Origin of the sequence: Microbacterium salsuginis, from assembly GCF_012524205.1 — a bacterium.
Taxonomy (GTDB): Bacteria; Actinomycetota; Actinomycetes; order Actinomycetales; family Microbacteriaceae; genus Microbacterium; species Microbacterium salsuginis.
This window is the reverse complement of the sequence record NZ_JABACI010000004.1, coordinates 671,313-693,042: the sequence shown is the minus strand read 5'-3', so window position 1 is coordinate 693,042 and position 21,730 is coordinate 671,313. Positions and strand designations below refer to the sequence as shown.

At 68.5% G+C, this 21,730-nt stretch carries 21 protein-coding genes and 1 tRNA gene; 9 read left to right on the top strand and 13 right to left on the bottom strand.

Features of this window, described 5'->3' with window-relative positions; translation table 11 throughout:
- Positions 1-39: 39 nt before the first annotated feature.
- Both HF576_RS14985 and HF576_RS14980 read right to left on the bottom strand, forming a co-directional pair.
- Positions 40-1,080, bottom strand: a complete 1,041-nt coding sequence (locus tag HF576_RS14985; RefSeq protein WP_168913584.1) for a VOC family protein — start codon at positions 1,078-1,080, stop codon at positions 40-42.
- 51 nt (positions 1,081-1,131) lie between these two features.
- The gene (locus HF576_RS14980) at positions 1,132-2,100 is read right to left on the bottom strand and encodes a fumarylacetoacetate hydrolase family protein (RefSeq protein WP_168913583.1); all 969 of its coding nucleotides are present in this window, start codon (positions 2,098-2,100) and stop codon (positions 1,132-1,134) included.
- Positions 2,101-2,228: 128 nt separating this feature from the next.
- Between HF576_RS14980 and HF576_RS14975 the strand changes: the two genes are divergently transcribed.
- The gene (locus tag HF576_RS14975; protein WP_168913582.1) at positions 2,229-2,867 is read left to right on the top strand and encodes a TetR/AcrR family transcriptional regulator; all 639 of its coding nucleotides are present in this window, start codon (positions 2,229-2,231) and stop codon (positions 2,865-2,867) included.
- 447 nt (positions 2,868-3,314) lie between these two features.
- Here HF576_RS14975 and HF576_RS14970 read toward each other — a convergent pair.
- Positions 3,315-3,405: transfer RNA gene (locus tag HF576_RS14970), tRNA-Ser, on the bottom strand.
- Between the two features lie 150 nt (positions 3,406-3,555).
- Here HF576_RS14970 and HF576_RS14965 point away from each other — a divergent pair.
- The 4 genes from HF576_RS14965 (at position 3,556) to radA (ending at position 8,746) form a co-directional block, all read left to right on the top strand.
- Entirely contained in the window at positions 3,556-4,929 is a 1,374-nt protein-coding gene (locus HF576_RS14965; RefSeq protein ID WP_168913828.1) for an MFS transporter, read from the top strand.
- 79 nt (positions 4,930-5,008) lie between these two features.
- Positions 5,009-5,962 carry an L-lactate dehydrogenase gene (locus tag HF576_RS14960; protein WP_168913581.1) on the top strand — a complete coding sequence of 318 codons (954 nt, stop codon included), beginning with the start codon at positions 5,009-5,011 and terminating at the stop codon, positions 5,960-5,962.
- Positions 5,963-6,111: 149 nt separating this feature from the next.
- Complete coding sequence (locus HF576_RS14955; protein ID WP_205835256.1) at positions 6,112-7,290, top strand: serine hydrolase; 1,179 nt, start codon at positions 6,112-6,114, stop codon at positions 7,288-7,290.
- A gap of 85 nt (positions 7,291-7,375) precedes the next feature.
- Positions 7,376-8,746, top strand: coding sequence for a DNA repair protein RadA (gene radA / locus HF576_RS14950; protein WP_168913580.1), 1,371 nt, complete (start codon positions 7,376-7,378; stop codon positions 8,744-8,746).
- A gap of 242 nt (positions 8,747-8,988) precedes the next feature.
- Here radA and HF576_RS14945 read toward each other — a convergent pair whose 3' ends face one another.
- The 6 genes from HF576_RS14945 to HF576_RS14920 form a co-directional block, all read right to left on the bottom strand.
- Positions 8,989-9,393 carry a dehydrogenase gene (locus HF576_RS14945; RefSeq protein ID WP_168913579.1) on the bottom strand — a complete coding sequence of 135 codons (405 nt, stop codon included), beginning with the start codon at positions 9,391-9,393 and terminating at the stop codon, positions 8,989-8,991.
- A gap of 63 nt (positions 9,394-9,456) precedes the next feature.
- Positions 9,457-10,173 carry a FadR/GntR family transcriptional regulator gene (locus HF576_RS14940; protein WP_168913578.1) on the bottom strand — a complete coding sequence of 239 codons (717 nt, stop codon included), beginning with the start codon at positions 10,171-10,173 and terminating at the stop codon, positions 9,457-9,459.
- 127 nt (positions 10,174-10,300) lie between these two features.
- Positions 10,301-11,074 carry a 3-oxoacyl-ACP reductase gene (locus HF576_RS14935; RefSeq protein ID WP_168913577.1) on the bottom strand — a complete coding sequence of 258 codons (774 nt, stop codon included), beginning with the start codon at positions 11,072-11,074 and terminating at the stop codon, positions 10,301-10,303.
- Positions 11,075-11,132: 58 nt separating this feature from the next.
- Entirely contained in the window at positions 11,133-12,506 is a 1,374-nt protein-coding gene (locus tag HF576_RS14930; protein ID WP_168913576.1) for an aldehyde dehydrogenase family protein, read from the bottom strand.
- Positions 12,503-13,309: a gamma-glutamyl-gamma-aminobutyrate hydrolase family protein gene (locus tag HF576_RS14925; protein ID WP_343234295.1), complete on the bottom strand. Its 807-nt coding sequence runs from the start codon at positions 13,307-13,309 to the stop codon at positions 12,503-12,505. The genes HF576_RS14930 and HF576_RS14925 overlap by 4 nt, the downstream gene beginning before the upstream one ends.
- A gap of 7 nt (positions 13,310-13,316) precedes the next feature.
- Positions 13,317-14,672: a glutamine synthetase family protein gene (locus tag HF576_RS14920; protein WP_168913574.1), complete on the bottom strand. Its 1,356-nt coding sequence runs from the start codon at positions 14,670-14,672 to the stop codon at positions 13,317-13,319.
- A 186-nt stretch (positions 14,673-14,858) separates the two neighbouring features.
- On the opposite strand from HF576_RS14920, the gene HF576_RS14915 reads away from it, so the two are divergent.
- Complete coding sequence (locus HF576_RS14915) at positions 14,859-16,427, top strand: amino acid permease (protein WP_168913573.1); 1,569 nt, start codon at positions 14,859-14,861, stop codon at positions 16,425-16,427.
- A 77-nt stretch (positions 16,428-16,504) separates the two neighbouring features.
- On the opposite strand, the gene HF576_RS14910 is transcribed toward HF576_RS14915, so the two are convergent.
- Together HF576_RS14910 and HF576_RS14905 are read right to left on the bottom strand one after the other, a co-directional pair.
- Positions 16,505-17,227, bottom strand: a complete 723-nt coding sequence (locus tag HF576_RS14910) for an SGNH/GDSL hydrolase family protein (protein ID WP_168913572.1) — start codon at positions 17,225-17,227, stop codon at positions 16,505-16,507.
- Positions 17,228-17,268: 41 nt separating this feature from the next.
- Positions 17,269-17,982 (bottom strand): RodZ family helix-turn-helix domain-containing protein, encoded by a 714-nt coding sequence (locus tag HF576_RS14905; protein WP_168913571.1) that lies wholly within the window; start codon positions 17,980-17,982, stop codon positions 17,269-17,271.
- Between the two features lie 114 nt (positions 17,983-18,096).
- On the opposite strand from HF576_RS14905, the gene HF576_RS14900 reads away from it, so the two are divergent.
- Positions 18,097-18,453: a TFIIB-type zinc ribbon-containing protein gene (locus HF576_RS14900; RefSeq protein WP_168913570.1), complete on the top strand. Its 357-nt coding sequence runs from the start codon at positions 18,097-18,099 to the stop codon at positions 18,451-18,453.
- Positions 18,454-18,474: 21 nt separating this feature from the next.
- Here HF576_RS14900 and HF576_RS14895 read toward each other — a convergent pair whose 3' ends face one another.
- Together HF576_RS14895 and mftR are read right to left on the bottom strand one after the other, a co-directional pair.
- Positions 18,475-18,978 (bottom strand): amino-acid N-acetyltransferase, encoded by a 504-nt coding sequence (locus HF576_RS14895; RefSeq protein ID WP_168913569.1) that lies wholly within the window; start codon positions 18,976-18,978, stop codon positions 18,475-18,477.
- A 58-nt stretch (positions 18,979-19,036) separates the two neighbouring features.
- Positions 19,037-19,645, bottom strand: coding sequence for a mycofactocin system transcriptional regulator (mftR, locus tag HF576_RS14890; protein ID WP_168913568.1), 609 nt, complete (start codon positions 19,643-19,645; stop codon positions 19,037-19,039).
- A gap of 359 nt (positions 19,646-20,004) precedes the next feature.
- Between mftR and HF576_RS14885 the strand changes: the two genes are divergently transcribed.
- Positions 20,005-20,865 carry a mycofactocin-coupled SDR family oxidoreductase gene (locus HF576_RS14885; RefSeq protein ID WP_168913567.1) on the top strand — a complete coding sequence of 287 codons (861 nt, stop codon included), beginning with the start codon at positions 20,005-20,007 and terminating at the stop codon, positions 20,863-20,865.
- A gap of 29 nt (positions 20,866-20,894) precedes the next feature.
- Positions 20,895-21,701, top strand: a complete 807-nt coding sequence (locus tag HF576_RS14880) for a mycofactocin-coupled SDR family oxidoreductase (protein WP_168913566.1) — start codon at positions 20,895-20,897, stop codon at positions 21,699-21,701.
- Positions 21,702-21,730 lie beyond the last annotated feature (29 nt).

The window sequence follows — 21,730 nt, the reverse complement described above, 5'->3', positions numbered from 1 at the left end:
GTCGTTGATCTCGGTTCTCGATTGCGGAGGTTGCTCAGCTCAGCTGAGCTCCGCGGGCTTCTGCTGGAAGAAGTCGGCGAGTGCTTCGTCGTTGACTGCGGCCTGCTCCTTCTCGGCAGCCTCCTTGGGCGGCAACGGCCACGCCTCGTAGAACGATTCGGGCATGGTGACGTTGCGGTAGATCGACTGACCGGGATTGCCACCGGCGGCCTGGTAGGTCTTGGGCTCCCAGTCGGGCATGCTGTTGACCCAGCCGCCCGAGTTCACCTCCATGCGGAAGCCGCCGGGCTCCCGGAGGTAGAGGTAGGTGATCTCGTCGATGCCGTGCACGCCGGGCCCGAGCTCGATCGGCGTGCCGTGCGAGACCGCGATCTCGGCCACGCGCTCAACGTCGACACGCTGGTCGACACGGAACGCGATGTGGTGGGCACGACCGGTCACACCACTGAAGTCGGGGACGAGGGCGATGTCGTGGGTCGAGCGGATGCCGTTGCACGTGAGGGTGGAGAACACCGAGAAGCCCGGTTCGACCTCTGTCGCGGCGGTGTGACGCGCACCGAGCCTCTTGTAGAACTCTATGTCGCCCCTCATGTTGGCGCTGGGCATCGTGACGTGGTCGAGGTAGCGCACGGCCGCTCCTCCTGTGGCAGGGATCTTCTGCGGACGGTTGGGGACGGCGTGGTCCTTCTTGTCTTCGGGCGCCTCGTAGAGGTCTACGTCCCAGAACACCTCGTGGAGATGGCGTCCGAAGGCCGAGCGGTACTGATAGGTGCGCCCATGACCGGTCCAGTCGTCGACCCAGCCCACGTGCTCCTCGGTGTCGCCGAGGCGCTTGGCGATGGTCTCGGGATCCTCGGCACCGTAAGTGCGCCATCCGATGCGCCCGACGCCGGACTCCTTGGCCTCGGTGACGATCAGGCTGGAGTGCAGCCACTCGGCCCAGCCCCGGAGGTAGACGGACTGGCCTTCGCGCGTTGTCTCTTCCAGACCGAAGATGTCCTTCATCCACGCGACGGTCTCTTCTGGTTTCGGGCTGAGCAGCTCGACGTGGGCGAGCTGCGAGAGCAGGATCTCTGACATGTTCGGGGTGACTCCTTCGTCGGTCTTTTCAGTGGGAAGTTCGGTGTGCTCTCAGTCGGGCGGCGCAACGCAGCGCGTCACCTGCGTGCCCATGCCCGTGATGCTCGCCTCGATGACGTCGCCGGGCCGAAGCCAGCGGTTGCCGTGCTTGCCGGCGTTTCCCGCTGGCGAGCCGGTGAGGATCATGTCGCCGGCCGAGAGCCGCGTCGCGTGCGACGCGTAGCTGACGCAGGCCTCGACGCCGTGAATGATGTCGGCGACCAGCTCGTCCTGCATCGTCTCGCCGTTCACCTTCAGGGTGATTTTCAGCTGGCGGTAGTCGGGAACGAACCGCGCGGGAAGGATCACAGGGCCGGTCGGAAAGTACGTCGGGCGATTCTTCGACGTGACGAAGTCCGTGAGCGGCACGTTCGAGCGCGCCATGACATCTCGCACGGTGATGTCGTTGCTCATGACGTAGCCTGCGATGTGCTCGAAGGCGTCGTCGGGCGAGATTCGGTGCGCCGCTGACTTGAGAATGACGCCGAGCTCCAGCTCCCAGTCGTGCTGTTCACCGGGCGTCCACAGGATGACATCGTCACGGGCACCCGAAACAGCGGAAGGCAGTCCGACGAACATGAACGGGTCCGACTGCGCCTGCCGGTGGACCGCCTCGAGTGCGAACGCGCGCAATTCTTCGTCGCTGCGCGGATCCCCCGCATTGCGCAGCGTGCTCTGCACGATCTGCTCGACATGCACCCGGTAATTCGCCCCCGCGCAGAGAATCTGGCCCACGGGCTGCACCGGAGGAAGTACCTCCACGGCGTCGTGCGCGATACCGTCCGTGAGCGATAGCGCGAGCTCGACGAGGGCGTCGATCGCGGCATCCCACTCATCGAGAAGACTGCGAATCGTGGCATCCGGTCCGAGGAAAGGACTCGTGTCGTATACGAAGCCGTTGCGCAGCATGCCGACGAACATCCGACCTGAGGCGGCGAAGGTCCCGAGTCCGAACGCGCCGGGATCGACCGTGGTTGTCACTACTTCCTCGTTCCTCGTTGAACTAGAACACGAATCCGCGTTCTAGTTAGAGTGTGACGAGAGAACACGTCACTGTCAAGCGCCAATCCGTGGAGCGACTCGAGAGGCCCACCCGTACGATGAAGCCGATGTCCGACACTGACTCCGAGATTCGCCAGCCACTCCAGAAGCGCAGCCAGGAGGCATACGCGAGAGTGCTCCAGGCGGGACGAGAGATCCTCGAGGAGGACGGCTTTCCGGGGTTCACCGTCCAAGCCGTGAGCAAACGCGCGGGGGTATCGGTGGGATCGATCTACCTCCGTGCACCCAGTCGCGAGGCCCTCCTCCTCGCCATCCACGCTCAAGAGATGGAGCGGATGGATCACGAAGAGGTCTGGCTGGCGCCGACCTCGGTCGCCCCCGGCGGGGCGCGCGCGCATATCGAGGAGATCGTCACGAAGACCTCGGCACAGATGCTCGCCAATGCCGCCATCCTGCGTGCCTTCATGCGGCGGGGCCCCGAGGACCCGGAGCTCTTCGTGCGTGGCCGCTCCGGTTCACAGCGTGTAGCCGAACGCTTCGAGGCTGCCCTACTCCTCTGCCGTGACGACATCCGTCATCCTGCGCCGGAGACGGCAGCCGACTTCGCGTTCCGGATGCTCTACTCCATGACGAGTCGTCGCATCACGCACGGCTCCGACTTCGAGTCCACGAGGCCGCTCTCGGACGAAGAATTCGTCGCGGAACTCGCGCGCGCGATCGCCGACTATCTTCTCGGCCCGAGCTGATCGGAGGCCAGGCACATGCACCGACGTCGCCCGGGTGGTGGACGGGATCGTCGCACGCAAGCTCGACGACCTCCCGGTTCGCGCCGGGCGGGGTGACTGTCGTGCATAGCCGGCTCGTCAGCCTCGCGGAGGGACGACGTGCGCGAGGAGGTGCGAGTCGTACGGCCCGCAGAGCCGAGGAAGTAGCCACGAGCCTCGTTCCGGCGGTTCGTGTATCCGGCGCCGAACGCGTGCTGGCAGCTGGACACGACCGCGGCAACGGGCAACTACGCGGATCCCACAAGCAGATCTGAGTGTCACCGATTGTCCTGACACACGGAGTGTCACCGATGTCCTGATGCAGAACTGTCACCGATGTCCTGAGACATCACAATCCGTCGATTGGAGGCAGATGTGGGTAAACCGCGGTCAGCGATAGAGAAAACCCCTGCTGAGCAGGGGTTTTCATGGCGGTGACGGTGGGATTTGAACCCACGGTAGGGGGTTACCCTACACAACTTTTCGAGAGTTGCACCTTCGGCCGCTCGGACACGTCACCGTCGTCGAGTTTACGACACACCGCGCGATGCCGCGAATCGGAGCGGCGCGATCCGGTAGGGACCTGGATTCGGCCGGAACGACCCCGGGGTCCGAGGGCGGGTCTACGGTAAAACCCGTGGCCGACAAACCCCTCGCGACGACGTCGCGCATGAGCGCGATACAGCGCTCGGTCCTGTGGATCGCGATCCTCGCGTCGTTCGTGGCATTCCTCGACGGCACGGTCGTCAACGTGGCGCTGCCTGCGATCAGCGACGAGCTCGGCGGCGGACTCACCACGCAGCAATGGGTCGTGGATGCGTACCTCATCACTCTCGGTGCACTCATCCTCGTCGCGGGATCGGTGAGCGACGCGTACGGCCGCGTCCTCGTGCTGCGCATCGGGCTCATCGGGTTCGGCATCGCCTCGGTCGCGATCGCCGCCGCACCCACCGCCGAGTTCCTCATCATCGCCCGGGCGGTGCAGGGAGCCGCCGGGGCGTTCCTGGTGCCGAGCTCGCTCGCCCTCATCACCTCGAACTTCACCGGGCCGGCGCAGGGGCGCGCGATCGGCACGTGGACGGCGATGACGACGACCGCGATGATCGTCGGGCCGCTCATCGGCGGCGTCTTCGTCGACCTGCTGTCGTGGCGACTGGTGTTCCTCATCAACGTCCTGCCGATCGCGGCGACGCTGATACTGCTCGCACGTGGCGGCATCCGCGACGTGCGCAAGCCGGATGCCTCGGTCGACTGGCTCGGCGCCGTCCTGTGCACGCTCGGCCTGGGTGCGATGGTGTTCGCGCTCATCGAGCAGCCGAACCTCGGGTGGGCCTCCCCCGCGATCTGGATTCCGCTCGTCGCCGGAATCGCTCTGTTCACCGGCTTCGTGCTCCGGCAGCGGTCCGTGCGCAGCCCGATCCTGCCGCTCGACCTGTTCCGCGTGCGCAACTTCTGGACGGGCAACATCGCGACCCTCTTCATCTACGGCGCGCTATCGCTCAACGGATTCGTCGTGGTGGTCTACCTGCAGCAGGGCGCAGGGCTTCCGGCAACCCTCGCGGGGCTGGCGAGCCTGCCGATGACGATCCTCCTCATCCTCCTCAGCTCGCGAGTCGGCGCGCTCAGCGGCCGCTGGGGGCCTCGCCTGTTCATGACCGTGGGACCGATCACGATGGGCATCGGCGCCCTCCTCCTGCTCACCGTGGGCACCGAGTTCTCGTACTGGTGGCAGGTCCTGCCGAGCATGATCATCATGGGCCTCGGACTGTCGATCACCGTCGCACCACTGACGTCCGCCATCCTCGGCGCGATCGAGTCCGAACGATCGGGCATCGCATCGGCCGTGAACAACGCCGTCTCCCGCGTCGCGGGACTCCTGACGATCGCCGCCCTCGCCGCGATCGTCGGCGGTTCACTCGACCTGGACGGATTCCACCGCGCCGCCATCGTGACGGCGGTGCTCATGATCGCGGGCGGCATCGTCTCGTTCCTGGGCATCCGCAACCCGTCGCACGCGACCACCCCCGACGATCCCGCCGTCTGAGCACGGGAGACGGATGCCGCGGCGCCCGCCGCGCACCACGGCCGCACCACGATCATCCTGACCCTGCAAGACTGGCGGCATGGCCGTGATCGAGAACTCCAAAGTCACCATCGTCGGAGCCGGCAGCGTCGGATCCAGCGCGGCGTACGCGGCGCTGATCCGAGGGTCGGCCCGGCACGTCGCGCTCTACGACATCGCGACGCAGAAGGTCGAAGCCGAAGTGCTCGACCTCGCCCATGGCACGCAGTTCACCGGTTCGAGCGACATCACCGGCGGCAGCGACGTGTCCGTCGTCGAGGGCTCGCACGTCGTGGTGATCACCGCGGGCGCCAAGCAGGACCCCGGGCAGACCCGCATCGAGCTCGCCGGCGTCAACGCGGGCATCATCCGCAAGATGATGCCGCAGCTGCTCGAAGCCGCGCCCGACGCGATCTTTGTGATCGTGACCAACCCCTGCGACGTGCTGACGGTGCTCGCCCAGGAGGAGACCGGCCTGCCCCCCGAGCGGATCTTCGCCTCGGGCACCGTCCTCGATACATCGCGGCTGCGCTGGAAGCTCGCCGAACGCGCCGGTGTCTCGACGTCGAGCGTCCACGCCTACATCGTCGGCGAACACGGCGACACCGAGTTCCCGTTGTGGTCCAAGGCCACGATCGGCACGGTGCCGATCCTCGACTGGGTGACGCCGCGAGGCGACCGCATGACGGTGGAGGAGCTCGACCGGATCGCGGTCGACGTGCGCGATGCCGCCTACAAGGTGATCCAGGGCAAGGGCGCCACCAACTATGCGATCGGGCTGTCGAGCGCGCGCATCATCGAGGCGATCCTGAACGACGAGCACGCCGTCATGCCGGTCTCGCCGGTGCTGCACGATTTCCACGGCGTCGACGGCGTGGCGCTGTCGGTGCCCTCGGTGGTGAGCGCCGCCGGCGCCGTACCGGTCCGCGAGACCCAGTTCGACGATCACGAGCTCGAGCTGTTCCACCGCTCTGCCGGCGCCCTTCGTGAGGTCGCCGAGTCGCTGCGGGGCTGACCCGCTCGCAGTCAGGGGCGCGCGGGAGCGCCCGCTTTCGGCGCGATGACCCGCGCCCCCACGCTCGCGAAGACCAGCGACTCAGGTCCCCTGTGCCGGCCGCTGTGCCCTGGATAGCGTCGGAGGGCATCCACGACTCGGGGGTCCTCGTGCGCACACTCACTCTTGCATCCGGCATGCGTCTCGGCACGCTCGCTCTCGCACTGGCAGCAGTCCTGGCGGTGACCGGATGCTCCGGCCCGGCCCCGGCTGCCACGTCGACGCCCGCGGCGACCGACGAGGCACCGGACTTTCCCGCAGACACCGCAACAGCGCTCCAGACCGCCCTGGACAGCACCCGCGGCGACGAGTTCGCCGGCGTGATCGCGCGGGTCATCACGCCAGACGGCACGTGGACAGGCACCTCGGGGGCGGCCGCGCCCGACGGCGACACCCCACCCGCGCCGGATGACCGCACGCGGATCGGCAGCCTGACCAAGACGATGACGGCGACCATCCTTCTCCAGCTCGTGGAGGAGGGGCTCGTCTCGCTCGACGACCCGATCTCGCAGTACGTGCCCGACTCGCCCAACGGCGCGGCGACGCTGCGCCAGCTCGCCGACATGACGAGCGGCATCCCGTCTTACTCGCTCGACCCGGACTGGGAGGCGATGTACTTCGGCGATCCGTTCCGGGTCTTCACCACCCAGGAACTCGTCGACGCGGCTCGCACACTGCCTGTCGTCGGCGCACCGGGTGAGGTCTGGCAGTACTCCAACACGAACTACGTCCTGTTGGGGATGGTGATCGAGCAGGTCCTCGAGCAGCCGATCGCAGACGTGTTCGCCGAGCGACTGTTCGAGCCGCTCAACATGGCCGACACGGTGTATCCCGGCGGCTCGGCCTCGATCGACGAGCCTCATCTCGTCGGACTGACGAACCAGCGCAATCCGGCCGGAGCACCGGAGGATGCCACCGAATGGAGCCCGTCGTTCGGCTCCACCGCGGGGGAAGTGGTCTCGACGCTCGATGACCTCACGGTCTGGGCGCACGCGCTCTTCACAGGCGAGGGCGTGCTCGACGAAGAGACCCAGCAGTTGCGTCGCGACTCGATCCTCTCGTCGCCCCCGCCGAACGACGCCGAATCGGGCTATGGCCTGGGGTGGGGTGAGCGCGCCGACGGCTGGTGGGGCCACTCGGGCACGATCCCCGGGTTCACGACCTCGGTCTTCCACAGCTACGACCAGGACGCCACGATCGTGGTGGTCGCGAACACCGACGTTCCGCTCGCTTCCGGCGATATCCCGGCACCGGCCGTGTTCGAAGCTCTCGCGGCCGCGCTGGGCTGACGCACCGAGCGGAAACTGCGGACGGATGCCGTCGCCCGCGGCCGTGGCATCCACCGGTGTCACACCTCGGACGTACGCTGATCCCATGCCCGCCGCGCGCCGATCCACCCAGTCAGCGCCCTACAAGTGCACCGAGTGCGGCTGGACCACGCTCAAGTGGGTGGGGCGCTGCGGCGAGTGCCAGCAGTGGGGCACCGTGGTCGAGGCATCCGAGCCCACCGGACTCACACGCTCGGTCGCGCCGGTCGCCCCCGGCGCGGGACGTTCGGCCCAGCCGATCACGCGCATCGACATCACCGACTCGCCGCGACGCACGACCGGCGTCGGCGAGTTCGACCGCGTCCTCGGTGGCGGACTGGTCGCCGGTGCCGCGATCCTGCTGTCGGGCGAACCCGGCGTCGGCAAGTCGACGCTGCTGCTCGAGGTCGCGGCGCAGGCCGCGCGCGCGGGGCGACGCGTCCTCTACGCGAGCGCCGAGGAGTCCACGGCCCAGGTCCGGCTGCGCGCGGAGCGCACGGGCGCGCTCCACGAGGAGCTTTACCTGGCGAGCGAGACCGACCTCGCGACCATCCTCGGGCACGTCGATGAAGTGAAACCCGAGCTCCTGATCGTCGACTCCGTGCAGACGGTGTCCTCCGCGATGTCGGAGGGCATGGCAGGGCATCCGTCTCAGGTCCGCGAAGTCGCCGCCACCCTCATCCGCGTCGCCAAGGATCGTGGTCTGCCGACGATCATCGTCGGGCACGTCACCAAGGACGGGTCGATCGCGGGGCCACGCATCCTCGAGCACCTCGTCGACGTCGTCTGTCAGTTCGAAGGCGACCGGCAGACCTCACTGCGCTTCGTGCGCGCACTCAAGAACCGCTTCGGACCGACGGACGAGGTCGGATGCTTCGACATGACCGGCGCCGGAATCGCCGAGGTCGCCGACCCCAGCGCGCTGTTCCTCGGCCACGGCAGCACCGAGGCCGGCACGTGCGTCGCGATCGCCCTCGAGGGCCGCAGGGCGATGCCCGTCGAGGTGCAGGCGCTCACCATCGAGACGAAGGCACCCAACCCTCGGCGCATCGTCAACGGCGTCGACGCCGCGCGCGTGGCGATGGTGCTGGCGGTGCTCGAGAAGAAGGCCGGCATCAAGACGTCCGACAAGGACGTCTACGTCTCCACCGTGGGCGGTGTCCGCTTCACCGAGCCTGCCGCCGATCTCGCGATCGCCCTCGCCGTCGCAGGCTCGGTCACCGATCGCGCGATCCCGCGGCACATCGCCGCGGTCGGCGAGCTCAGTCTCGCGGGTGAGATCCGGCCGGTCACACAGGCCGCGCAGCGTCGCTCCGAGGCCGCACGCCTGGGCTATCGCGACGTCATCGACAACCGGTCGAAAGAGCTGCGCAGCGCCCTCTCCGATGTTCGAGTGCGGACGAGGAGCGGCCCCCGGGAAGAGGCTCCGGACTTCTGATCCCCGCCCGGGTCAGCGTCCGCGGTGCCGCCGGTCATTGCGCGAATGAGCCAATCCGAGCGCGAGCGGGATGACCAGACCGGCGGCGCACACGATGCCCACGACGAGGTAGTCCATCCGGCGAGCGTGCCACAGACGAGGGCGCGGGCGCGACCCGCTCCCGGAGTTTCGCCGATCCACAGGTTCGCCGATCCACCGCTTCGCCGATCCGCCGTCTCGCCAATCCACGTGAACGGGCGGGCTCAGGCGTCGAGGGCGGCGATCAGGTCGGTGGGGGATGCCTGCATCGGGTGAGGGCCGGCGATGTCGAAGAACACCGTGGTGATCTCGTCCTCGTGCGCGCCGAGGAACGCACGCAGCCATGCCGGTGACTGCAGTGCGACTCCCGGGGGCAGGGTCGCCGGCTTGTGCGCGGCGTCGCTGAAGAGCAGCAGGGCGACGTCGCCGCTCTTGGGGTCGCGGTAGGTCCACACCTCTCCCGCGTCGCGCGGGTCGTCGCGCTGACCCGGCCGCATCAAGGGCACCACGGTCGGACCGTGTCGCAGCGCGAAGGCGACGGCCGCCATGTCCTGCGTCTGCAAGGCGTCGCTCAGCAGGACGTTTCGGAACTCGAGAGGCTCCTTCTTCGCACGCTTCTTTCCTGCCACCCCACCAGGGTATCGAGTCGTCTCCGCGCTCCGGAGCGAGGACGGGCCGCGAGAGGGGCGACGTCAGGCGAGAAAGCCGCGCAGCAGTGCCTCCGACCCGGCCATGTGCTCCAGAATGGCCGCTTCTGCGGCATCCGGTCGCCCTGCGAGGATCGCGGTGACGATGCGCTCGTGCTGCGCGTTCGAGTGCTCGATGTTGCGCCGCAGCAGCGGGAAGGTGTCGAGCCATTCGTTCACGCGGGCGCGGTTCTCGGCGGCGAGCGCGACGAGCGACGGGATGCCGGCGACCTCTGCGATCGCCAGGTGCAGCAGGGTGTCGAGTCGGCGATAGTCGGATTCGGATGCCGCGGTCACCGCCTCGTACCGTGCCCACAAGTCATCGCGAGCCGCCGGCTCGAGGGTGCGAGCAGCCGCGGCACGGGCGGCGCCCGCCTCGATCACGCGCCGCATCCCGAGCACATCCTCGAGGTCGGACGCGTCGACGTCATCGGGGTGGGGTGGCTGGGGCAGCGGGTCCGCGACGAAGGTTCCTCCGTACCGGCCGCGGCGCCGCACCAGGTATCCGGTGTCGGCGAGCTCGCGGATCGCCTCGCGCACGGTGTCGCGGCTGACGGCGTACAGCACGGCGAGTTCGCGCTCGGACGGCAGCGACTCCCCCGGCGCGACCACACCCAGCCGGATCGTCTGGACCAGTCGCGCGATCGTGTCTTCGAGGGCGTTGCCCTCGCGCACCGGGCGGTACACGGCCTTGCGCACCTCGTGCAGCGGCGCGTCGGTCATGGCCTCACCCCGACATCCGGTTCGCAACTCAGTCCGGACGGACGGCGGATGCCGCGACACGCCGTGGACGGCATCCGAGTCGACGATCGGGACTGAATTGCGAACGCGCGCGACATGGCATCCACCCCTATAGCGGCGTCACATAGGCGTTGGTGATGCCGCCGTCGACCACGAACGCGGTCGCCGTGATGAACGAGGCGTCGTCCGAGGCGAGGAACGCGACGGCGGCCGCCATCTCCTCGGGCTCGGCGAACCGGCCCATCGGCACGTGCACGAGCCGCCGCTGCGCCCGCTCGGGATCCTTCGCGAACAGCTCCTGCAGGAGGGGAGTGTTCACCGGCCCCGGGCACAGCGCGTTCACCCGGATGCCCTGGCGCGCGAACTGCACGCCGAGCTCACGGGTCATCGCGAGCACGCCGCCCTTGGAGGCGGTGTACGAGATCTGCGACGTCGCCGAGCCCAGCAGAGCGACGAACGACGCCGTGTTGATGATCGATCCCCTGCCCGCCGGCACCATGTGGCGCAGCGCGGCGCGCGAGCACAGGTACACGCTCTTGAGGTTGACGTCCTGCACCTTGTCCCACGCGGGCAGCTCGGTGGTCTCGATCGAGTCGTCGTCGGCGGGCGAGATCCCGGCGTTGTTGAAGGCGATGTCGAGGCGCCCGAACTCTCCCGCCACACCGTCGAACACGTCATTGACCTGCGCCTCGTCCGCGACGTTCACACTGCGGAAGACACCGCCGACCTCGGATGCCGCGGCCTCGCCCGTGGTCGGGTCGAGGTCGGCGATCACGACCTTCGCGCCCTCCGCGGCGAACCGCCGCGCGGTGGCGAGCCCGATCCCGGACGCGCCGCCGGTGATGATGGCGACTCGATCCTTCAGGCGCTGCGTCAGATCCATCCGTGTTCTCTCTCTGTGCGTTCATCTCGTCGCGCGCTGGCGCGGCGGGCGAGGGTGTTCATTCGGTGGCGAAGAAGACGTTCTTGGTCTCGGTGAAGTGCTCGGCCGCGTCCGGTCCGAGCTCGCGGCCCAGGCCCGACGCCTTCATGCCGCCGAACGGCGTCCAATAGCGCACCGACGAGTGCGAGTTGACCGACAGCACGCCGCTCTTCACGCCGCGCGCGACCCGTACGGCGCGGCCGAGGTTCTCGGTCCAGATCGAGCCCGCCAGGCCGTAGATCGTGTCGTTCGCCAGCCGGATGGCATCCGCCTCGTCGTCAAACGGCAGCACCGCCACGACCGGCCCGAACACCTCCTCGCGCGCGAGACGGTCACCGCGCTCGGCGAGCACGACGGTCGGCGGCAGCCAGAAGCCTTCGCCGAGCGGCCCGTCGCCCGCCGGAGCCGACCCACGGAAGGCGACGTCGGCGCTCTCGAGGAATCCCTGGACGGTGGAGCGATGGGATGCCGAGATCAGGGGCCCCATGTCGGTCGCCTCGTGCGCGGGGTCGCCCACGCGCCATGCCTTCACAGCGGGCTCGAGCAGTTCCAGAAACCGGTCGTACGCGGAACGCTCGACGAGGATCCGGCTGCGCGCGCAGCAGTCCTGCCCTGCGTTGTCGAACACCGCGCCCGGAGCCGAGGCAGCCGCCTTCTCGAGGTCGGCGTCGGCGAACACGATGTTCGCGCTCTTGCCGCCGAGCTCGAGCGTGACGGGCTTGAGCTCTCGCGCGCAGCCGGCCGCGACATCCGTCCCCACCGACGTCGACCCCGTGAACACGACCTTGCGCACATCGGGGTGCGAGACGAACCGCTGCCCGACGACCGAGCCCGAGCCGGTCACCACCTGGAAGACGCCGTCCGGCAGCCCGGCCTCGAGCGCCAGCTCGCCGAGCCGGATCGCCGTGAGCGGGGTGAGCTCCGCGGGCTTGAGCACGACCGCGTTGCCCGCGGCGAGCGCGGGCGCGAAGCCCCACGACGCGATCGTCATCGGGAAGTTCCACGGCACGATCACCCCGACGACGCCGTAGGGCTCGTGGAACGTCACGTCGAGCCCTCCGGCGACCGGGATCTGCTGCCCGCTCAACCGTTCGGGCGCGCCGGCGTAGAAGTTCAGGACCTGGGCGACGTGCGAGGCCTCCCAGCGGGCCGAGCCGATCGGGTGCCCCGAATTGCGCACCTCGAGCTGCGCGAGCTCCTCGACGTGACCTTCGACCGCGCGCGCGAAGGAACGCAGCGCGTCGGCGCGGGCGACGGGCGGCAGCCCCGCCCATGCCCGTTGCGCGACGACCGCGCGCGCGACGGCGGCGTCGACCTGGTCGACGGACGCACGCGCGACCTCGCCGATCGGCTGCGCCGTCGCCGGGTTGATCAGGGTGAACGTGTCGCTCATGCCGTCACCTGCTCGTGCGCCGGTGCAGACCGTTCCGTCTCGCTCGTTCCTCGCTCGCCCAAGGAGCGAGAGCCTTCCGGTCGCTGAGCGAGCGAAGCGAGACGAAACGCGGATGCCTCGGCCACGAGTCCCGCGAACAGCCGGCGATCCTCGCGGTTCTCCTCAGGGTGCCACTGCACGCCCACGAGGTATCCGTCGCCGTCCGACTCCACGGCCTGGACGAGTCCGTCATCCGTGCGTGCCGTCACGACAAGACCGTCGCCGAGCCGGTCGACGCCCTGGTGGTGGTAGCTGTGGACCTCGATCGGGCCCCCGCCCACGAGTTCGGCCAGCCGCGAACCGCCCTGCACCGCGACCTCGTTCGTCGCGAAGACGCCGCCGCCCACGCGGTAGCGCTCGGTGCCGAGGGCTTCGGGAAGGTGCTGATGCAGCGTGCCTCCGCGCGCGACGTTGACGAGCTGCAGTCCACGGCAGATCGCGAGCACCGGCATCCGCCGCTCCTCCGCGCCGCGGAACAGCGCCAGCTCCCACGCATCGCGATCGGGCCGGCCAGGGTCGGTGAGCGGATGCCGCTCCGCGCCGTAGAGCGACGGGTCGACGTCGAGGCCCCCGGTGAGGATGAGTCCGTCCAGCCCGTCGAGCACCGCCGGTGCCGCGGCATCCGGATCCGACTGCGGCGGAAGAAGCACCGCGATGCCGCCCGACGCGGTGACGGCGTCGAAGTACTGCTCGGGGAGGAAGGCGGCGCGCACGTCCCACACCCCCTGCTTGGCCTGTTCGAGGTACGTCGTCAGGCCGACCACCGGACGCCTAGAGCCGCTCAAAGCCACGCACCCTCTCCCAGTCGGTCACGACCGCGTCATAGGCCTCGACCTCGATGCGCGCCTGATTCAGATAGTGCTCGACCATGTCGTCGCCGAACGCCGCGCGGGCGATCGCCGACTCGTCGAACAGCCGCGCGGCCTCACGCAGCGTCGTCGGAAGGTGGTCGACGCCTGACGTGTACGCGTTGCCGGCGAGCGGGTCGGGCAGCGGCAGCTCGTGCTCGACGCCGTGCAGGCCGCCCGCGATGATCGCGGCGATGCCGAGGTAGGGATTGACGTCGCCACCGGGCACGCGGTTCTCGACGCGCAGCGACGAGCCACGCCCGATCACCCGGAGCGCGCAGGTCCGGTTGTCGATGCCCCACGCGATGCCGGTGGGCGCGAACGACCCCTTGGCGAAGCGCTTGTAGGAGTTGATGTTCGGCGCGTAGAGCAGCGTGAACTCGCGGAGGGTGGCCAGGATGCCGGCGATCCAGTGCTCCATGAACGGGCTGAAGCCGCGGCGACCGTCACCGGCCATGACCGGCTCGCCCTCATCGGATCGCACCGACAGGTGGATGTGGCAGCTGTTGCCCTCACGCTCGTTGAACTTGGCCATGAACGTGAGCGACTTGCCGTGGGCGTCCGCGATGGCCTTCGCGCCGTTCTTGTAGAGCGCGTGCTGGTCGGCGGTCTCGAGCGTCTCGGCGTAGCGGAACGCGATCTCCTGCTGGCCCAGGTTGCACTCGCCTTTGACGCCCTCGGTGTACAGGCCCGCGGCATCCATCGAGCGCCGGATGTCACGCAGCAGCGGCTCGAGCCGTCCCGACGCGAGCAGGTCGTAGTCGACGTTGTAATCGGTCGAGGGGGTCAGCCCCTGGTAGCCCTTGGCCCAGGCGTCCCGGTAGGTGTCGTCGAAGACGATGAACTCGAGCTCGGTGCCCGAGTAGGCGACGAGGCCGCGGTCGGCGAGGCGAGAGCGCTGGCGGTTCAGGATGTCGCGCGGCGACTGTGCGACGGGGTCGCCGTTCTCCCACGTGAGGTCGGCCATGACGAAGGCGCTGCCGGGGTGCCACGGCAGCACGCGCAACGTCGCCGGGTCGGGCCGCAGCATCATGTCGCCGTAGCCGGTGTCCCAGCTCGACATGGCGTAGCCGTCGACGGTGTTCATGTCGACGTCGACCGAGAGCAGGTAGTTGCAGGCCTCGGCGCCGTGCGGCAGCACCTCCTCCTGGAACAGCCGGGCCGAGACCCGCTTGCCGGAAAGTCGGCCCTGCGCGTCGGCGAACGCCACGACGACGGTGTCGATCTCGCCGGCCGCGATGCGGTCGTTCAGCTGCTCGACGGTGAGGTTGCCCGGCATCCGTCCTCCTCTTGTCGGCGTCTTTCGCGTCGTGAGCGCGGTTCCCCCGAACCGCGCTCACGCGATCACTCTATGGCGAAATTCGATTCAAAGGTAGACACAGCCCACCAATAGGCACGACAATCAGCGCAGGCGCATTGTCGCGCCGACCCGAGCGCACGTCCGTATCCGACTCCCGGAGGACCGATGTCCCAAGCGAGCAGTGCAGCACAGCCCAGCAATCCTCCCGCGGCGAGAGAGGACTCGGCCAAGGTCGCTGGGGCGACCTATACCCGTGCCGGTCAGGACTACTTCGAGAGGCGAGGGCTGAAGCGCTCTGCGGGTGTCTGGGGCCTGTGGGGGCTCGCGGTCGCCGCGGTCATCTCGGGCGACTTCTCGGGCTGGAACTTCGGGATCGACTTCGCCGGATTCGGCGGAATGCTGATCGCGTTCGTCATCCTCGTCGCCATGTACTACGGGATGATCTTCTCGATCGGCGAGATGGCGGCGGCGATGCCGCACACTGGGGGCGCGTATTCCTTCGCGCGGTCGGCGATGGGGCCCTGGGGAGGCCTCATCACCGGCGCCGCCGAAACGATCGAATACGTCGCGACCACCGCCGTCATCGTCTTCTTCTCGGCCTCCTACGCGGACGCGATCACGTCGGAGCTGCTGGGCGTCTCGCTGCCGGGCTGGCTGTGGTGGATCATCCTTTACCTCGTCTTCATCGGATTGAATGCCGCGGGTGCCGCGATCTCGTTCAAATTCGCGATCGTGGTCTCGGTGATCTCGATCGGCATCATCCTCGTCTTCTCTGTGATGGCGATCTTCTCCGGCGCGTTCTCGTGGGCGAACCTGTGGGACATCGCTCCCGACCCGGGTCAGACCGAGTTCCTGCCGCACGGAGTGCTGCCGATCCTGTTCGCTCTGCCCTTCGCGATGTGGTTCTTCCTCGGCATCGAGGAGTTGCCGCTCGCCGCGGAGGAGTCCCACGACCCGGTCCGCGACATCCCGCGCGCCGGCTTCTGGGCTCGCGGCACGCTCATCGTCACCGGCCTCCTCGTCCTGTTCCTCAACACCGGGGTCCTCGGGGCGGAAGCCACCGGCGTCGCGGCCGAGCCGCTGCTCGACGGCTTCCGCGCGATCGTCGGCGACGGGCTCGCGGCCGTGCTGGCGTTGTTCGCACTCGTCGGGCTGCTCGCGTCGCTGCAGGGCATCATGTTCGCGTACGGGCGCAACATGTACTCGTTGTCACGCGCCGGCTACTACCCGCGCTTCCTGTCGCTGACGGGCAAGCGCAAGACGCCGTGGGTGGCTCTCGTCGTCGGTGCGGTCATCGGATTCGTGGCGCTCCTGATCATCGAGTTCGCCGGCGGATCGGGCAGCGTCGCCGGCGCGATCGTGCTGAACATCGCGGTTTGGGGAGCTGTTCTCGCCTATTTCCTGCAGATGGTCTCGTTCATCATCCTGCGCCGCAAGTTCCCGAACGCCGAGCGCCCGTACCTCAGCCCGTGGGGCATCACCGGCGCGGTCATCGCCGCCGCGATCGCCCTGCTGATCTTCGTCGGCTTCCTGCTGAACCCGACGTTCCTGCCGGCGATCATCGCCATCGGCATCGTTTACGTCGTGTTGCTCGCGGGGTTCGCGTTCTTCTTCCGGCATCGCCTGGTGCTCTCGCCCGAAGAGGAGTACGCCCTGTCGGGCGGCGAGCACCGCGACCCGCAGGAAGAGGGCTACGACACGATGGAGAAAGAGGTCTTCGGCGACAAGCCGTGACAGACGGGGACGCAGGGCGGGACGACCGGGGGGACGTCCCGCCCCGCACTTCCGCCCGCAGCCGGGTGATGACGGCGTCAGGGCAGATGCTGCTCGAGGACGCGGCGCATCTGATCGGCGAGATAGGCGTGCCCCTGATCGTTCGGATGGATGCCATCCAGGCCGATGAGGTCCGGCATCCCCTCGAACCAGCCGGCGTCGATCGGGTCGACGAACGTCAGTCCGGCCGCCCGTGCAGCATCCCGTGTCGCGTCCCTCGCTTCCAGATAGCTCTCGGGGACAGGCCAGATCGGGGAGGCGGGCCCGACGACCAGGATCGTCGCGTCGGGCCACTTCGTCCGTGCATTCGCGAACGCTTCGTCCGCGGCTTCGCGAGTGGCGTCGTAACCGAGCAAGCCGTCGTTGATCGAACCGAAGAAGACGAGGCTGTCGATCCCCTCTTCGGGCATCTGCTCCACGCGGGTCACGAAGTTGCTGGGGCCATCCGGCGAGATCCACGTCGCCGCGTACCCGGTGCCGCTCCACGCGTACGCTGTGACGGTGAAGTCATCGGACAGGAGCGCCGGCCAGAGCGCCGGCGGACCGGAATCCATCGGCGAGCCCGTGGTGAACGAGTCGCCGATGACCGCGACCCGCGTCGACTGGGTCGTCCCCTCCGACGGACTTGCGGGCGGCGTCGCGGATGCTGACGGCATCTGCCGCTCGCCCGCCGGCGGGTCGGCAGGAGATGCGGCGCACGCAGACAGAACGGCCACCAGCAGACAGGCCAGGGGAAGCAAGCGTGCCCGGCGCGCACTCATGGTTCGAGCCTACGAGGCCCGCGAGGGACCCGGGGCGGCTATCAGTAGAGCAGGAACTGCTTCGACTGCGTCGAGGCGATGCCGCCGATCTCGACGGCCAGGTGGTACGACGATCCGCCGCCCGGTGCGCGCGGACGGGTCGGGTCATCGCAGGTGCCGACGGCAGAGCGAGTGCGATCCCAGGTGAGCGGGGCGGCGCTCGTGACCGTCTGGCCGGCACCGAGCAGCACGATCATGTCGCTGGGCTCGCTCTGGCAGTCGGTCGACCTCCACCACGTGTCGCTGCCGCTGGTCACGGTGAAGGACTGGGCGCTCGTGCCGACGTTCAGCGTGCAGTCGGCGCCGTTGTTGGTGAGCGAGATCAAGAACTGCGGGCTCTGGTCGCCGGTGTACGAATCCTGGGTCGTGACGGGCTCGACCACGATGTCGCCCGCGACACACGGCTGCGCGGTCGGAGTCGCCCCCGGCGTGGCCGACGGGGTCGACGTGCCCTCGACGACCGCTCCCTCGACGGCACCGGTCCCGGTCCCGGTGGGGTTGGGCTGCGGCGACGTCGGCACGGGCAGGGAGGTCGCCGTGTTCTGAGACTGCGGCTTCGCGTCGTCACCGGTGCTCTCGGCGCCCCACCCTCGCCAGGGCTGCGCGATGAGCAGCCAGATCACTCCCGCGATCACCAGCAGCGTGATGATCAGCACCAGCCGGCGACGACGGTACACCGCTGGGGAGTGGCGTCGTCGGGCGGGCGTGCCGGTCATGACAACAGGGTAAGGCCGAGGCATCCGTCCCCCTGGTCGGCGCGCGGACAGCGTGTTCTCACAGGAGACGGAGAGCCCGGATCGCTAGGGTCGGATCGACCCCAGGAGGACCCCATGAAGTGCCCCACCGATGGTTCCGTGCTCGTCATGAGCGAACGCTCGGGCGTCGAGATCGACTACTGCCCGACGTGTCGCGGCGTGTGGCTCGACCGCGGCGAGCTCGACAAGATCCTCGAGCGCGCGGAGCGCGAAGCCGGTCCCGCCGCGCCAGCGGCCCCGGCGGCTCCCGCCGCACCTGCTCCGCCCGCCTATGGCGGGCAGCCCGCATACGGACAGCCGGATCGCGGCTACGCCGACCCGCGCTACCCCGAGCAGCAGTCGTACGACCCGCGCTACGGACAGCAGGGATACGACCAGGGCTACCACCGCAAGAAGAAGAAGGAGCACTGGCTCAGCGACCTCTTCGACTGAGCTCGGCGGCGGTGTCCCTCCTCAGAGCTGCTTGAGCATGCGCGTGTTGCCGAGGGTGTTCGGCTTCACGTGCGCGAGGTCCAGGAACTCCGCCACGCCCTCGTCGGGAGAGCGGATCAGCTGCGAGTAGACGTCGGGATCGACGACCTGCTCGCCGATCGGCGCGAACCCGCGGCGGGTGAAGAAGTCCACCTCGAACGTGAGGCAGAACAGCCGGGAGATCCCGAGCGTGCGGGCGTTGTCTTCGAGGGCTTCGACGATGGCACGGCCCACGCCGTGGTGCAGCCACTCGTCGACGACGATCAGCGTGCGGATCTCGCCGAGGTCCTCCCACATGACGTGAAGGGCGCCGCAGCCGACCAGGTTGCCCTCGGCGTCCTCGGCGACGACGAACTGCTGCGTCGCCTCGTAGAGCACGACCAAGTCCTTGCCGAGCAGGATCCGGCGCTGCACGAACGGCTCGAGGATCGCCTGGATGCCGCGGACGTCCTTCGTGCGGGCCGGCCGCACCGTGAACTCGCTCATCGAACCAGCGTAGAGCCCGGTCCCTGCCTCCGCGGGCCCCGCCACGGTTCGCGCTCGGTCACACAGCGCCGAACGCCTCCGCGATGCGGTCGAACGCCTCATCGAGCAGGCCGAGCAAGTCGGCGTCGTCCCGTTCGAGCCACTGCTCGTACGCCGCCAGGCACAGACTCAAGCAGACCCAGGCGATGGACTGTGCCGCGAGCGAGTTCGCCGGTTCACCGCGACGATCCGCGACGAACTCGGCCACGACCTGCCGCCACCCGCTGTAGCGCAGTGTGGAGTGGGCCATGAGATCAGGGACGTTCAGCAGCAGCCACATCCGCTGCCGGTGGAACGGGATCTCGTCGGCCGGAAACCTGTTGAACTCCACGACGGCCTGGCGGAGCGCCTCCATCAGCGGCACATCGCGGGGAACCGAGGCGAGATGCGCGCGCATCCCGTCGAGCAGGTCGTCGAACTCTCCCCACGGCAGGTCGTTCTTGGATGTGAAGTAACGGAAGAACGTACGACGCCCGATACCCGCGGCCCTCACGATGTCATCGACGGTGGTCTCATCGAAACCGCGCTCGAGAAACAGCCCCAGCGCGATGTGACTGAGCTCGCCGCGGGTGGTCGCCGGTGAGCGCCCGATGCGGGGACGCCCGGCGGCAGCGTCGAGGTGGTTCATCCGGCCCCTTCCATTAGGCACCGAGTGTCATTAGTATCGTGCCACTACGGAGATCCGCCAATGTGGGCGGACCTCGCAGAAGGAGCATCGCAGATGGATGCCGGTACCCGTCGGACGCCGCAGGCTGGGGTAGCCCTGGCTGGTGCGCGGTCCGCCCGGTACCGCCTCGGCGCGCAGGCGCCGGCATTACTGCACGACCGCGCGTCAACCGGCGCCGAATGGTGCCACCAGGAGGGCAACCGCCCCGACCCCCGCTGAGCCCGCAGCCCCTTGCACGCCCGCGATGACGTGGGCGCCGGTCAGGGTGTGCGCTCACCCGGGTGTCAGCGGCGTGCCCGCGATCAGAAGGGAGAGGGAGCATGGGACTACTGGAGGGGAAGGTCGTGTTCGTCACCGGCGGGTCCCGCGGACAGGGCCGCGCACACGCCGTCACCAGCGCACGTGAAGGCGCCGACGTCGTGATCATGGACACGCTCGACCAGATCGGCACGGTCGACTATCCGATGGCGAGCCAGGACGACTTCGACGAGACAGCCCGCCAGGTGGAGGCTCTCGACCGAAGGATCGTGTCGGTCGTGGGCGACGTTCGCCGTCAGGCCGACCTCGACCGCGCGGTGGCCGAGGGCGTCGCTGAACTCGGCAGGATCGACGCGCTGATCGCGAATGCGGGGATCTTCTCACTCGCCCCGGCTCACGAGATGACCGACGAGATGTGGGACGACATGATCGCCGTCAATCTGACGGGGGTCTGGAAGTCGGCGAAGGCAGTGCTGCCGCACATGATGGAACGCGGCGGTGGGTCGATCGTGATGACGTCGTCCATCAACGGGCTTGAACCCGGCGCCAACTACGTCCACTACTGCGCGGCGAAGTTCGGCGTCGTCGGCGTCATGAAGACCCTCGCGCTGGAGTACGCGCGGCACGGCATCCGAGTGAACGCCGTTCATCCTGGCGCCATCCTCACTCCGATGACGAGCTGGCAGGGGGCGTGGGACATGATGTCGGGCAAACCGGCCGGGCAGGGCACGGAGGCCGACATGCTCGAAGCCGGGTATTCCTTCCACGCGCTGAAAGGCGCCGGCTTCCTCTCGCCGCAGCGCATCGCCGACGCGGCACTATGGCTCAACTCCGAGCTGGCCTCGGCCGTCACAGGCATCTCGGTGCCCGTAGACGCAGGCCACCTCCTGCAACCCGGCTACAACCCGGATCCGGTCAAGTAGCCCGGACATCACCCGAAGGAGAAACACACATGGGAAGAGTCGACGGCAAGGTCGCCCTCGTCACCGGAGCCGCGCGGGGGCAGGGCCGCAGTCATGCCCTCCGCCTGGCCGAGGAGGGCGCAGACATCATCGCGGTGGACCTCTGCGGTCCGGTCCCGGGGCTGCAGTATTCCGCGGCAACCGAGGAGGATCTCGCGGAGACCGTCCGCCAGGTCGAGGAGCTCGACCGGAGGATCGTCGCGAGTGTGACCGACGTCCGCGACCGCAACGTCTTCAAGACAGCGATCGACGAGGGAGTGGCGACGCTCGGCCGACTCGACATCGTGGTGGGCAACGCCGGAATCTGCATCATCGCGCCATGGGACGAGGTGACCCCGGAGATCTGGGACACGACGATCTCGACCAACCTGACCGGTGTCTTCAACACTGTCCAGCTCACCGCACCGCACCTGATCGCCGCCGGCGGCGGGTCGATCATCCTGACCAGCTCGGCAGCGGGACTGAAGGGCTTGCCGTTCCTCACCCCATACGTGGCATCGAAGTTCGGCGTCACCGGGCTCGGCAAGGCGTTCGCGACAGAGTTGGCCGAGCACAACATCCGCGTCAACACGCTGCACCCGACGGGCGTGGAGACCGCGATGGGCGAGATGGCGGATGCGTACCCGCCGCTGCTGGAGAAGCATCCTCGCGTGGGCGGGATGCTCACGAACATGCTGCCCATCGAGACGACCCAGCCACGCGACCAGTCCAACGCCGTGCTGTTCCTGGCGAGCGACGAAGCCCGCTACGTCACGGCCCTCCCGATGACCGTCGACGCCGGCAACACGCAGTACTGATTCCGACACGCCTGGAGAAGGGAAAGAAG